The sequence below is a fragment of the Nocardioides sp. NBC_00163 genome (assembly GCF_045206295.1).
Lineage (GTDB): Bacteria > Actinomycetota > Actinomycetes > Propionibacteriales > Nocardioidaceae > Nocardioides.
Genome location: NZ_CP108155.1, coordinates 1,643,912 through 1,656,126 on the forward strand (window position 1 = coordinate 1,643,912; position 12,215 = coordinate 1,656,126).

Here is a 12,215-nt window from a genome sequence, read left to right on the forward strand (position 1 = left end):
GGCCCTCCAGACCTGGCTCGGGCGCTCCCCCGCTGCCCATCGGATCAGCGCTCAGGAGTGCTCACGGCCGCCGGCGAACCAGACCAGGACCAGGAGCGCGAAGATGAGGATAGCCAGGGCGCCGCCGCCGATGACCCACTCGATGCCAGAGGTGCCGTGCTCGGCCCCGTGCTCAGCGGAGGTGATGATGCTCGACACAACAGAGTTCGACATGGCGCACAGATTACCTTGCTCCAAGCGGCCGCGCGGGCGGGGGCACCGTCGCGAGCGGCGTCCCAGTGCAGGTCTGAACGAAGTGGCCTCGGCAAGGCGGAGGAGGGAGGCGGCCCGGGGTTGGCCGTCGACCGACGACAACGCGGCCGGGTGCGTGCTGGGACGTCGCGCAGCAGGTGACCCCGCCCGCGCGGCCGCTTTTAGGTCAGCGCACGTGCCCGTCCCCGGTGACCACATACTTCGTCGAGGTCATCTCGGGCAGCCCCATCGGGCCCCTGGCGTGCAGCTTCTGGGTCGAGATCCCGATCTCCGCGCCGAAGCCGAACTCGCCGCCGTCGGTGAACCGCGTCGAGGCGTTGACCATGACCGCCGCGGAGTCGACGGCGGCGGTGAACCGCCGGGCCGCGCGCAGGTCCTCGGTCAGGATCGCCTCGGTGTGACCGCTCGACCAGCGCCGGATGTGGGCGATGGCGGCGTCGAGGTCCGGCACGACGGCAGCGCTGATCTTCAGCGCCAGGAACTCGGCCGCGTAGTCCTCGTCGGTGGCCGGCTCGACGAGGTCGTACGCCTGGAAGCTCCCGTCGCCGTGGATCTGCACCCCACGCTCCTGCAGGGCGGGGACGATCATGGGCAGGAACTCCTTGGCGATGTCGGCATGCACGAGCAGCGACTCGGCGGAGTTGCACACGCTGGTGCGCTGGGTCTTGGAGTTGACCACGATCGAGACCGCCTTCTCGAGGTCGGCGGCCTTGTCGACGTAGACGTGTACGTTGCCCACCCCCGTCTCGATGACCGGCACCGTCGACTCCTCGACCACGCTGCGGATCAGCCCGGCGCCACCGCGCGGGATGAGCACGTCGACCAGGCCGCGGGCCCGCATCAGCGCCTTGACCGAGTCGTGGCCCTCACCGGGCACGACCTGGATCACGTCGGCCGGGAGACCGACGGAGGCGACGGCGTCGCGCAGCACGGCGGCGATCGCCACGTTGCTGGACGCGATGTTGGAGGATCCGCGCAGCAGCGCCGCGTTGCCGGACTTCAGGCAGATCCCGGCCGCGTCCACGGTCACGTTGGGGCGCGCCTCGTAGATCATCCCGACGACACCGAACGGCACCCGCACCTGGCGCAGCTCGAGGCCGTTGGCGAGGGTGCTGCCGCGTACGACGTCTCCGACGGGGTCCGGGAGGGCGGCGAGCTCGCGGAGGGCGGCGGCGATGCCGTCGAGCCGCTCCGGGGTCAGGGTGAGGCGGTCGATGATGTTGGCCGGGCTGCCCGAGGCCTCGGCACGGGCGACGTCGGCCGCGTTGGCCTCCAGCACCTCGTCAGCCCGCGCCAGGAGCGCGTCGGCCATCGCGTGCAGCGCCGCGTCCTTCACGCTGCGCGGCGCGACCGCGAGCTCGTAGCTCGCCTCTCGTGCCTTCGCCGCCACCTCACGGATCACTGCCTCTGCACTCATGAGGGAAACCCTATGCCGTCCGGCGTACGCAGCCACCACCCCTTTCGCCGTACGGACCGGACCGCACGGCGAAGGGTCACTCCTCCTCGCCCAGTCCCAGCAGGACGCCGAGACCCCCGAGCGGGTCGAACGGGCTCTCGGACGGCTCCGGCGTCGCCATCGGCTCGCCGCTCCCCGATCCGGAGGCCGAGGGCCGGACCTTCCGCGGCGCCTTCACCGGCGTCGGGTCGGCGGGCGCGCCCGTCGGTCGCGTCGAGGGCGACGGGCGCCGGTCCTGCTTCGCCGGCGCGGACGACGAGGCGCTCGCCGCCGGCTCGGACTCGGTCATCGCCGGGTAGTCCACCGGCGGCCTGTAGGACTTCCGCACGAACGCGATCCCCGATGTCGCCCCTGCGAACAGCGCCGACAGCACGAGCGCCGAGATCCAGGGCGTCCAGCCACGCCACCAAGCTCCGGCGGGGCCCCGAGCCCCGTCGAGATCACTCACTCCCACAACCATCCCCCAGGTTGCGCCGGCACCGTCCGGCGCGCTCCGATCCTAGCCGCGATCGGAGCCTTCCGGGGCGGTGTGGACGTCCCCGGATCGTGCGATCTCGAGCAGGAGGTCGTGCGCCCGGGCGGCCACCGGATTGGCGGTACGCCGCGCCCCGAGCTCGACCAGTGCGACCAGGTCCGCGGCGCGGGCCAGCTCGAGAGCCTCCGCGGCACTGCCCCCACGCACCGCGACATAGCCCTCCAGCACCCCTGAGACGTACGCCGCCTCCCGATCGAACCGCAGCAGGTTGCCGAGGTCGGCGAACGGTGAGCCGGCGTGGGCGAACTCCCAGTCCAGCACCGCGCGCACACGCAGCGTCTCCGGGTCCACGATGAGGTTCTTCGGGTTGAGGTCGCTGTGCACCAGGCTCACCCGCGTGACCGTGTCGAGCAGATCCTGGGCGTCGGCGGCCACGTCCCGCAGGCCCTCCAGGTCGGCCGGTGACCAGTCGAGACGCTCGGCGTACGACTCGACCCACTCGGTCAGGTCCAGGGCGAACGCCTCGACCCGCAGCTCCTTGTCGGCGAAGGTCCCGGCGGTCAGGAACGGCATCCCGGCCAGGGTGCCCGCGATCTCTCCGAGACAGCGCCCGAAGCTGCCCTGTTGCGCCTCGTCCAGGTCGGGGAGCAGCAGGTCGCCGCGCACGCCCTCGACGAACTCGGTCACCAGCAGCGCGGGCGTGCCCGTGGCCGCGTCGGCGCGGCGTACCTCCAATACGTCAGGGACGGGGACGAGGCCCCGCACCAGACGGTGCAGGGCCTCGTGGACCTCCGCGGCCTGCGGGTGGTGGCGCGGGTCGGCGAAGACCCGCACGACCGACCTCTCCCCGCCTGCCTCAGCCAGGAACGTCTCGCCCGACCAGCCGCCGTCGAGTGGCCGAAGGCCCCCACCGAGTTCACCGAAGCTCACCCGGCGAGGTTAGCGCCCCAAGCGTCAGGCGCAGGGCCGGCTCTTCGGCTCCAGGTAGATCCGGTGGGTGGCCCTCGAGCTGTCCCACATCTTGTTGAACCGGGCGGTGTAGGCGGTGTAGTAGCTCTTCGACGTGAACCGGAAGGTGACCTCGTCGTTGCTGAACGACGGCGGCGACCAGTTCTCCGAGCCGGTCCAGACGCTGTAGGTGCCCCTGTTCGAGTAGCGGCCGTTGACGCTCATCCACTTGTAGTGGGAGTAGCAGCGCGAGCCGTAGACGATGTTGTCGCCGCTGGTCGACTTCTTCTGGCCCCAGTCCCAGGCGGCGTCGCGCGCCGGGATGCCGACCCGACGGAGCTTGCGGTAGACCACGTCGCTGGTGACCGAGCCGATCACCCGGACCACGCAGCCGCGCTTCTTCAACCGGACGACTTCGTCGGCGATGCGCTCGCCACGGCGGCCGTACCAGGCGTACATGTGGATCCGCAGGATCGTCTTGCCCTTGGTGCCGTAGCCGCTCGGCGCACTGCAGCCGATCAGCCGCAGCCGGTCGATCACCCGGTCACCGCTACCGCGGGCGTAGATCTCGTCGCTGGTCGCGCCCGGACGCTGACGCTGGAAGCCGACGGAGGTGCCGCCACCGGTCCAGGACACGTAGCGCGGCGAGGCTTTCCGGTCGGCCTTGAGCTCGTTGAACATCCGCAGCCAGGTCTTCCACAGGCTGTCGTTGGCGTAGATCGTCTGGGCGTCGTTCCACTGCGAACCAGCCGCGCCGCCACCGAGGTTGCCGGAGCTGTTGATCAGGATGTTGCGCTTGGTGCCGACCTGGGTGAACGAATGCATCTTGATGTGCAGGTTGCCCTTGTCATATCCACGGCAGGCGCCTGCGCAGCCGTAGATGAAGCTCGGACGGGAGCGCGTGGTGCCGAACCGGGCGGCCAGCTTCCGCTCACCGCTGCTCCACATCTTCCGATTGACCAGGATCTGCACGTGCACTCCGCGCTTGTGCGCGGCGATGAGCTGATCGACAGTGTCGGCGCGGTCCAGGTTGTAGGTGACGAACCGGATGTAGGAGCCCGCGCGCGCGTAGCGGATGCTGTTGTTGATCCGGTGGACGATGGCGTTGCGCTGCGACGCGTTGCCGGTCGGGTTGTTGAAGAACGGCCCCGCCGGGGGCGACCAGGTCGCCGCGGTCGCTGGCGTCGAAACCACGGACATCGTCGCCACGACCAAGGCAGCCACGCAGCCAGCCACAGCCGAAGCGATCGAGATCTTCCGGGTCGTCCTCGACCTCAGCGCATTCACCCACATGCGGCCGGACTATACCCAGCGACGTATGGCCCGCAACGACAATTCCCAGAACAAGATGCCAAACCGAAAGAAACCCGCCTCCGAGCCGTGCTCGGAGGCGGGTTTTCGGGACGAACGTCACACCGTGACTCAGCCCTTGGCTGCCTTCACGGCCTCGGTGACGGCCGGGAGAACGGTGTGCAGGTCGCCCACCACACCGAAGTCGACGAGCTCGAAGATCGGTGCCTCCTCGTCCTTGTTGACCGCGACGATGGTCTTCGAGGTCTGCATGCCGGCACGGTGCTGGATCGCACCGGAGATCCCGTTGGCCACGTAGAGCTGCGGGGAGACGGTCTTACCGGTCTGGCCGACCTGGAAGGTGTGCGGCATCCAGCCCGAGTCGACCGCGGCACGCGAGGCACCCACAGCGGCACCGAGCGCGTCGGCGAGACCCTCGACGGCGGAGAAGTCACCGCCGGTGCCACGGCCACCGGAGACAACGATGGCGGCCTCGGTGAGCTCGGGGCGGCCGGAGGCCTTACGCGGCTGGGAGGCCACGATCTGGGCGGTCTTGGCGGCGTCGGAGATGGTCACCTCGAACGGGGTGACCGCGGCGGCGCCGGCCTTCTCGACCGGAGCGGCCGAGTTGGGCTTGACCGTGATGATCGGGGTGCCCTTGGTGACCTTGCCCTTGACCGTGAAGTTGCCGGCGAAGACCGACTGGGTCGCCACACCGGACTCGTCGAGGTCGACGGCGTCGGTGATCAGACCGGAGTCGAGCTTGATCGCCAGACGGGCGGCGACCTCCTTGTTCTCCGCGGAGGAAGGCAGCAGGATCGCGGCCGGGGAGGCGGTGCCGGCCAGCTGCGCGAGCGCCTCGGCCTTCGGGGCCACCAGGTAGCCCTTGATCTGGGCGTCGTCGATGACGTACACCTTCTCGGCGCCGTAGCCCTTCACAGCCTCCGCGGCACCAGCGGCACCGTCGGCGCCACCGATGTAGACAGCGGAGGGCTCGCCGAGCTTGGCGGCCAGGGTGAGCAGCTCATAGGTCGGCTTCTTGACCTGACCACCAACGTGGTCGATGAGAACGAGAACTTCAGCCATGATTCAGAATCCTTCCCGGCCTCAGATGAACTTCTTGGACGCGAGGAACTCGGCCAGCGCCTTGGCGCCCGAGCCGTCCTCGTCGGTGACGATCTCACCCGCGGTACGCGGCGGACGGGCCGCCGTCTCCTCGACCGCCGTGTAGGCAGCACCGAGGCCGACCTGGCCGGCGTCGACACCGAGGTCGGCCAGCGACCACGTCTCCAGCGGCTTCTTCTTCGCCGCCATGATGCCCTTGAAGGACGGGTAGCGGGCCTCACCGGACTGGTCGGTGACCGAGAGGACCAGCGGCAGCGTGCCGCCGATGACCTCGGTGGCCACGTCGCCGTCACGCTTGATCCGGATCTGGTCGCCCTGGGTCTCGACGACCGAGGCCAGGGTGACCTGCGGCAGGCCGAGGCGCTCGGCCAGCATCGCCGGGACGACGCTCATACCGGCGTCGGTCGAGGCCAGACCGCCGACCACCAGGTCGACCTTCGTCTCGGCGCCGATCTTCTCGATCGCCTTGGCCAGCACCAGCGAGGTGGCGATGGAGTCCGAGCCGGCGATCGCGTCGTCGACGACGTGGACGCCCTTGTCGGCACCCATCTGCAGCGCCTTGCGCACGGCTGCCTCGGCGGCCTGCGGACCAACGGTCAGCGCGGTGACGGTGATCTCCTCACCCTCGCGCTTCTCCTTGATCTGCAACGACTGCTCGACGGCGTACTCATCGAGCTCGGAGAGCAGACCGTCGACGTTCACGCGGTCGACGGTGAAGTCGTCCTCGAACTGCCGGTCCGCGGTCGCGTCCGGCACGTACTTCACAAGCACAACAATGTTCATGATGGTGCGGCCTTGCCGGCCCCTCCTGGAATGGTCGTAGTTCGCCAGCGATGTTACCCGTCAGTCACATACGATGACAGGTGCCTACGCGTTGAGAATGTCACATGGGCTCAGGGCCGGATCACACCGGCCACGATGCGGCCGACGATCAGCCACGCCAGCGCGCCGATGCCCCAGTTGAAGAGCGCGTTCTTGATCTCGGCGTCCTCACCACTGAACTGCTTGATGCCGTTCTCCCGCGAGAACAGGCCGAGATCGGCGATGTCGGCGAGGTCGAGGATGAACGCCACGAGGGTGTTGTCCTGGTTCGCCTTGAGCGCGATCAGCAGCGCTCCGATCGCCAGCGCCAGCGCGGCGAGCAGCGCGATCACCCAGACCACCCTCGAGGCGTAGGACCGGATGGTGTGGACCATGCCCGGGCCGGTGGACGTCTTGGTGTCGGACACGAGATTCACTTCCCTTCGAAGTTGGCTTTGCCGGGGCCGTTCTCCAGGAACGATGCCATTCCGGTCTGGGAGTCCTTCGTCGCGAACACGCCGGCGAACTGCTGCTGCTCGATGGCCAGCCCGGTGGCGAGGTCCACCCCGAGCCCCTTGTCGATCGCCGTCTTCGCCGCCGCCAGTGCGTACGGTGCCGCCAACTTGTACTGGCTCGCCCACGCGAGCGCCTCCTCATAGACCGAGGCCGCCGGTACGAGCCGGTCGGCCAAGCCGATTGCAAGCGCCTCGTCTGCCTTGACGAAGCGGCCCGAGAAGATCAGATCCTTGGCCTTGGACGGCCCGACCAGCCGTGCCAGCCGCTGGGTGCCACCGGCACCCGGGATGATGCCGAGCAGGACCTCCGGCTGACCGAAGGTCGCGTCGTCGGCGGCGATCCGGAAGTCGGCCGCGAGCGCCAGCTCGCAGCCTCCACCCAGCGCGTAGCCGGTCACCGCGGCCACCACCGGCTTCGGGATCTCCGCGACGGCCGTCACCGCGGCCTGCACGCCGGCGACCCGCTTGGCCATCTCGGAGTAGGAGAGGCCGGCCATCTCCTTGACGTCGTTCCCGGCGGCGAACAGCCTCTCGCCGCCGTAGACCACGACCGCGCGTACGTCATCGTCGGCTGCCGCCTCGGTCGCGACCTCGAGCAGCTCGGCCTGCACCTGGAAGCTGATCGCGTTCATCTTCGGCCGGTCGAGCCGGATCGTGCCGATGCCGTCCTCGACGGTGAGGTTGACGAAGTCACCCATCGTGGCGCTCCCCTGTCTGTGAAGGCGGTTACATGTGTCCGGAACACTAGCGGGTGCCTTCCACCTCTTGTGTGCCGGTTCGCGGTACAGGCGTTGCGTGTATCTCGTAACCCGAGCGGGTAAAGGGACGTTTCAATAACATGACCGATATTCGTTCCAGTCGCGCCAGGGTGAGCCTCGGTGCCGCGCTGAGCATCGCCCTCGGCGCTTTCGTGCTGGTGACGCCGGTCTCGGGTGCCGCGCTCTCCACTACTGGTGACACTGCCAACACGAAGACTGAGACTGCCCGCTCCGTCGGGCTGCTCGGTCACGAGGCCGATGCCGGCCTGGACGTACGCGACCGTGTGCTGCCCACCTCGACCCAGGAGTCCGCGACCACGGCCCTGGACGCCGTCGACCGTCCACGCGGCCGAACTGCAGGTCTTCGGGCAGTAGCCGGACCCGCTTCTACCCTGGCGTCCCCGCGGACGCCAGGGTAGAACGGGACGCAGCGGCGGGCGGGGGTCCTGCCGGTCTGGAGATCGACGATGAAGGCTCTGAGGTACGTCACGATCGGCGCTGCGCCGGAGATCAGCGAGGTTCCGGTGCCGGAGCCGGGACCGGGCGAGGTGCGGGTGAAGATCACCGCGGCCGGCGCCTGCCACTCCGACTCCTTCCTGATGGGCCTGCCGGAGGAGGCCTGGCACACGTTCGGCTACCCGCTGCCGATGACGCTCGGGCACGAGGGTGTCGGGGTTGTCGACGCGCTCGGCGACGGCGCGCACGGGATCGAGCCCGGTGAGCCGGTGGCGATCTACGGGCCGCAGGGCTGCGGCCGCTGCTACCCCTGCGCGCAGGGCAAGGAGAACTACTGCGAGCGTGCAGCCGAGCTCCACATCAGCCCACCAGGGCTCGGCACCGACGGGACCATGGCCGAGTACGTCCTCGTGCCCGACGCCCGCCACCTGCTGCCACTCGGCGACCTCGACCCGGTCGCCAACGTGGCGCTCACCGACGCCGGCCTGACGCCCTACCACGCCATCAAGGGCTCGCTACCCAAGCTGGTCGCCGGCTCGACCGCCGTCGTGATCGGCGCGGGCGGCCTCGGCCACGTCGCGATCCAGCTGCTGCGGGCCCTCTCCCCCGCGACCGTGATCGCCCTCGACCTCAGCGAGGACAAGCTCGCCCTGGCCACCGACGTCGGCGCCCACCACGCCTTCCTGTCCGACAAGACGGCCGCCGACAACATCCGCAAGGTGGTCGGCGCCCGCGGCGCCACCGCCGTCTTCGACTTCGTCGGCGCCCAGCCGACCGTCGACCTGGCCTCGTCCGTGATCGGTGTGGAGAGCGATCTGGTCATCGTCGGCGTCAACACCGCCAGCGCCCAGGTCGGCACGCTCGCCAAGCCGTACGACGCGGTGATCCGGGCTCCGTACTGGGGCTCGCGTTCGGAGCTGATGGAGGTCTTCGACCTCGCCCGCGCCGGGCTCGTGCACGTGGAGACGGAGCGGTTCTCCCTGGACGAGGCACCGGAGGCGTACCGGCGACTTCACGAGGGCACGCTTCGCGGACGCGCCGTTGTCGTCCCCTAGTCCTCTCGCACAAACCCCAGGGGCTGAGTCACCGCCGCCCGAACGACGCCAACGCGCTCCCAGCAAGCAACGCAGCAACGAGGACGGTCCCAGCAAGGACCCAGTAGAGCGCGTCATACCCGCCCAGCACGGTAGCGAGCGCAGCCCCCACAGCAGGAGCAAGCGCACCAGCAACTCCAGCGGGAGCCGAGTAGACGCCGTTGAGCGCGGCGTACCTCTCCGGCCCCCACACGTCGCTGACGACGGTCGCCGCGATGAGCGTGTAGAGCCCGCGAGCAGTGCCGGTGAGCACCGCGACGACGATCATCACCCAGCCGACCGCGGGCAGCAACGGAAGCAGGGCGATGGAGGCGGCGAACCAGAGCACTCCCCCGATCATCCGGGCCCGGACACCGAAACGACGCGCCAGCATCGGATAGAACGCACGTCCCGCGACCTGGCCGGCGCCACTGAGGCCGAGGGCCCAGGCGGCGGTGGTCGCGCTCAGCCCGTGCTCGACGAGGAACGGAACCAGGTGGACGATCGAGGCGAACACAGCCAGCGAGACCAGGGTGCCCGCAAGCGTGAGCAGCATGAACCGGCTGCTTCGCAGCACGTCCCGATCCCGCACAGGTCGGCCGTCGTTGCTCGGGGCAGTCGGCTCCCAGGCGAGATCGAGCACGACGATGCTCGGCACGAACGTCAGCACGACGAAGGCGCCTGCCAGGATCACGTACGTCCATCGCCACTCGACCCAGCCCGCCAGCGCGTCGGTGAGCGGCGCGAAGATGGTCGAGGCGAATCCGCCGGCGAGGGTGAGGGTCGTGATCGCATCGACCCGCCGTGTACCGAACCAGTGGGTCAGCGCCGCGAAGGCCGGCGGGTAGAAGGTTCCGGCGGTCGAGAGCCCGACCAGCAGCCAGCCCAGTGCGAAGATCCAGTACGAGGGCGCGGCAGCGACCACGAGCAGCGACGCCGCCCCCAGCAGGCTGGCCCCGGCCATCACCCACCGTGGCCCGAAGCGCTGGATGACCCGCCCGACGGGGATGCCCGCGACGGCACCCACGAGCGTCCCGGCGGAGAAGGCGGTGGTGATCGCGGCCGCCGACCACCCGGTGGCGTCGACGATCCGCGGCTGCAGGACGGTGAAGGCGTAGTAGAGGACGCCGTACGCCGCGGTGACGGTCACGCAGAGCGTGACCAGCACCGCGAGCAGTGGCCGCCCGTCGACCCGCTCTTCCATCGCCAACCTCCAAGCAGCACGTAGGGCGTCACCCTCGCACGCGCCGCCTCAGGGCCGGCGTCGGCCTCAGCGTTCCAGATGAACCTGCTCGGCGACGCCGCTGAGCTTGGAGGGGTTGCGTACGTAGTAGAGGCCGGTGACCATGCCGTCCTCAACGTGCAGGGTGACGACGCCGTCGACCTCCTCGCCGAAGTAGATCAGCATCCCCGGGGCGCGGTTGACGCTGGTCAGCTCGAACCTGGGGATGCCGTACTTCGTCGCCAGCCCCGCGAAGAACCGCAGCACCTTCTCGGCGCCGTGGATCGGCTTGCGTGCCGCCTGCACCACACCGCCGCCGTCAGAGAAGAGCACGACGTCGGGGGCGAGCACGTCCAGCAGCGACTGCAGGTCGCCGCCGGTCGCGGCGTCGCGGAACCGCTCCAGGGCGTGCCGCGCCTCGGCCGCCGAGACCGACTCGCGCGGCCGGCGCTCGGCGACGTGGTCGCGCGCCCGGTGGGCGATCTGACGCACGGCGGCCGGCGACTTGTCGACCGCTGCCGCGATCTCGCCATAGCCCAGCGCGAAGACCTCGCGCAGCACGAAGACCGCCCGCTCGGTCGGCGAGAGCGTCTCCAGCACCAGCAGCACCGCCGTCGAGAGCGAGTCGGCGAGCTCGGCGTCCTCGGCGACGTCCGGCGCGGTCAGCAGCGGCTCCGGCAGCCACGGACCGACGTACGTCTCCTTGCGGCGCGACAGCGTCCGGATGCGGTTGAGCGCGAGCCTGGTCGTGATCCGCACCAGATAGGCGCGGTGGTCGCGCACCTCCTCCAGCGGCACCTCGGCCCAGCGCAGCCAGGTCTCCTGGAGCACGTCCTCGGCGTCGGCGGCCGAGCCGAGCATCTCGTAGGCAACCGTGAAGAGCAGGTTGCGGTGGGCGACGAAGACCTCCGTCGCGGCATCGTCACTCATGCCCGCGACCCTACCGGCGCCTGCGCCAGCGTGATCGCGCCGTAGAGGCCGGTCAGATCCACCTTCGGGATCCTGAACGTGCTGGGCATCGTCGCCCTCCTGTGTCATGTGAGCATCTCGTCACCATCCAGACACCGGCACTCATCAGGATGTGACACTAGGGTTGGGGCGTGAGCGAGCCAGAGACGACGACGGTGGCGGAGGGCGTTGCCCGGATCGAGTGGGCCGCGGGCGAGGCCGTCGATGTCGTACGCCGCGAGGTGGCCGCCGCGCTGCTCACCCATCATCGGGTGGAGGCGCTGGTCGACCCGGACGACCCGACCGAACAGCGCACGGCGACCTGGTCGGGGCTGCACCGCGAGGGGCTGCTCCGCGGCGTGGCTGGCGGCAAGGACCGGATGATCTACGCCCGGGTCGCGAGCGATGCCCCGGTGGAGGCACCCGAGGGCTTCCGGGCGCTGCTCAACTCGTTCCTCCCGCGCAAGCGCGCGATCGGGCAGATGCTGGTGCGCGACGCCGAGGAGCGCGTCCTGATGTGCCAGCTGACCTACAAGAAGGACTGGGACCTGCCCGGCGGCATCGTGGAGGTCGGTGAGTCGCCGAAGCTGGCCACCACCCGCGAGATCGAGGAGGAGCTCGCCCTCGTCCTCCCGGCCGGCGACCTGCTGCTCACCGACTGGCTGCCGCCGTGGGGCGGCTGGGACGACGCCGTCTGCCTCGTCTTCGACGGCGGCGTCCACCCGTCCTCGATCGTCGATCGGACCACTCTCCAGCCGCGCGAGATCCGCTCGGTGGCGTTCTGCACTCTCGACGAGGTCCGCGAGCGGGCCGCCGACTTCACCGCGCGCCGGGTCGAGGCCGCCCTTGCCGCGCTGCGGGGCGGCCCCGGCTACACCGAGTCGGGCCGCCCCTAG

At 69.9% G+C, this 12,215-nt stretch carries 14 protein-coding genes; 3 read left to right on the forward strand and 11 right to left on the reverse strand.

Translation table 11 applies throughout. The features are described 5' to 3' along the window. Nucleotides 1-51: 51 nt before the first annotated feature. The 9 genes from OG801_RS07870 to OG801_RS07910 form a co-directional block, all read right to left on the reverse strand. On the reverse strand, nt 52-213 hold the full coding sequence (locus OG801_RS07870; RefSeq protein WP_350659739.1) for a hypothetical protein: 162 nt from the start codon (nt 211-213) through the stop codon (nt 52-54). A 205-nt stretch (nt 214-418) separates the two neighbouring features. Next, nucleotides 419-1,669, reverse strand: a complete 1,251-nt coding sequence (locus OG801_RS07875) for a glutamate-5-semialdehyde dehydrogenase (protein WP_406035028.1) — start codon at nt 1,667-1,669, stop codon at nt 419-421. Nucleotides 1,670-1,745: 76 nt separating this feature from the next. After that, nucleotides 1,746-2,156 (reverse strand): hypothetical protein, encoded by a 411-nt coding sequence (locus OG801_RS07880; RefSeq protein ID WP_406035030.1) that lies wholly within the window; start codon nt 2,154-2,156, stop codon nt 1,746-1,748. 51 nt (nt 2,157-2,207) lie between these two features. After that, complete coding sequence (locus tag OG801_RS07885) at nt 2,208-3,113, reverse strand: phosphotransferase family protein (RefSeq protein WP_406035032.1); 906 nt, start codon at nt 3,111-3,113, stop codon at nt 2,208-2,210. Between the two features lie 24 nt (nt 3,114-3,137). After that, the gene (locus OG801_RS07890; RefSeq protein WP_406035034.1) at nt 3,138-4,355 is read right to left on the reverse strand and encodes a phospholipase D-like domain-containing protein; all 1,218 of its coding nucleotides are present in this window, start codon (nt 4,353-4,355) and stop codon (nt 3,138-3,140) included. A gap of 198 nt (nt 4,356-4,553) precedes the next feature. Then, nucleotides 4,554-5,507: an electron transfer flavoprotein subunit alpha/FixB family protein gene (locus OG801_RS07895; RefSeq protein WP_160027846.1), complete on the reverse strand. Its 954-nt coding sequence runs from the start codon at nt 5,505-5,507 to the stop codon at nt 4,554-4,556. Nucleotides 5,508-5,528: 21 nt separating this feature from the next. Continuing rightward, complete coding sequence (locus OG801_RS07900) at nt 5,529-6,329, reverse strand: electron transfer flavoprotein subunit beta/FixA family protein (RefSeq protein ID WP_406035037.1); 801 nt, start codon at nt 6,327-6,329, stop codon at nt 5,529-5,531. A 110-nt stretch (nt 6,330-6,439) separates the two neighbouring features. Next, nucleotides 6,440-6,775: a hypothetical protein gene (locus tag OG801_RS07905; protein WP_355018960.1), complete on the reverse strand. Its 336-nt coding sequence runs from the start codon at nt 6,773-6,775 to the stop codon at nt 6,440-6,442. A 5-nt stretch (nt 6,776-6,780) separates the two neighbouring features. Further along, nucleotides 6,781-7,560 (reverse strand): enoyl-CoA hydratase-related protein, encoded by a 780-nt coding sequence (locus tag OG801_RS07910; protein ID WP_355018961.1) that lies wholly within the window; start codon nt 7,558-7,560, stop codon nt 6,781-6,783. 140 nt (nt 7,561-7,700) lie between these two features. On the opposite strand from OG801_RS07910, the gene OG801_RS07915 reads away from it, so the two are divergent. Together OG801_RS07915 and OG801_RS07920 are read left to right on the forward strand one after the other, a co-directional pair. Next, entirely contained in the window at nt 7,701-8,039 is a 339-nt protein-coding gene (locus tag OG801_RS07915; protein ID WP_406035039.1) for a hypothetical protein, read from the forward strand. A 48-nt stretch (nt 8,040-8,087) separates the two neighbouring features. After that, nucleotides 8,088-9,131, forward strand: coding sequence for an NAD(P)-dependent alcohol dehydrogenase (locus OG801_RS07920; RefSeq protein WP_406035041.1), 1,044 nt, complete (start codon nt 8,088-8,090; stop codon nt 9,129-9,131). A gap of 28 nt (nt 9,132-9,159) precedes the next feature. Here the strand turns inward: OG801_RS07920 and OG801_RS07925 are convergent, their stop codons facing one another. Both OG801_RS07925 and OG801_RS07930 read right to left on the reverse strand, forming a co-directional pair. Beyond that, nucleotides 9,160-10,353: an MFS transporter gene (locus OG801_RS07925; protein ID WP_406035043.1), complete on the reverse strand. Its 1,194-nt coding sequence runs from the start codon at nt 10,351-10,353 to the stop codon at nt 9,160-9,162. Nucleotides 10,354-10,419: 66 nt separating this feature from the next. Continuing rightward, nucleotides 10,420-11,301, reverse strand: coding sequence for an RNA polymerase sigma-70 factor (locus OG801_RS07930; RefSeq protein WP_406035045.1), 882 nt, complete (start codon nt 11,299-11,301; stop codon nt 10,420-10,422). A 170-nt stretch (nt 11,302-11,471) separates the two neighbouring features. Here OG801_RS07930 and OG801_RS07935 point away from each other — a divergent pair, with 170 nt between their 5' ends. Beyond that, the gene (locus OG801_RS07935; protein ID WP_378834812.1) at nt 11,472-12,215 is read left to right on the forward strand and encodes an NUDIX domain-containing protein; all 744 of its coding nucleotides are present in this window, start codon (nt 11,472-11,474) and stop codon (nt 12,213-12,215) included.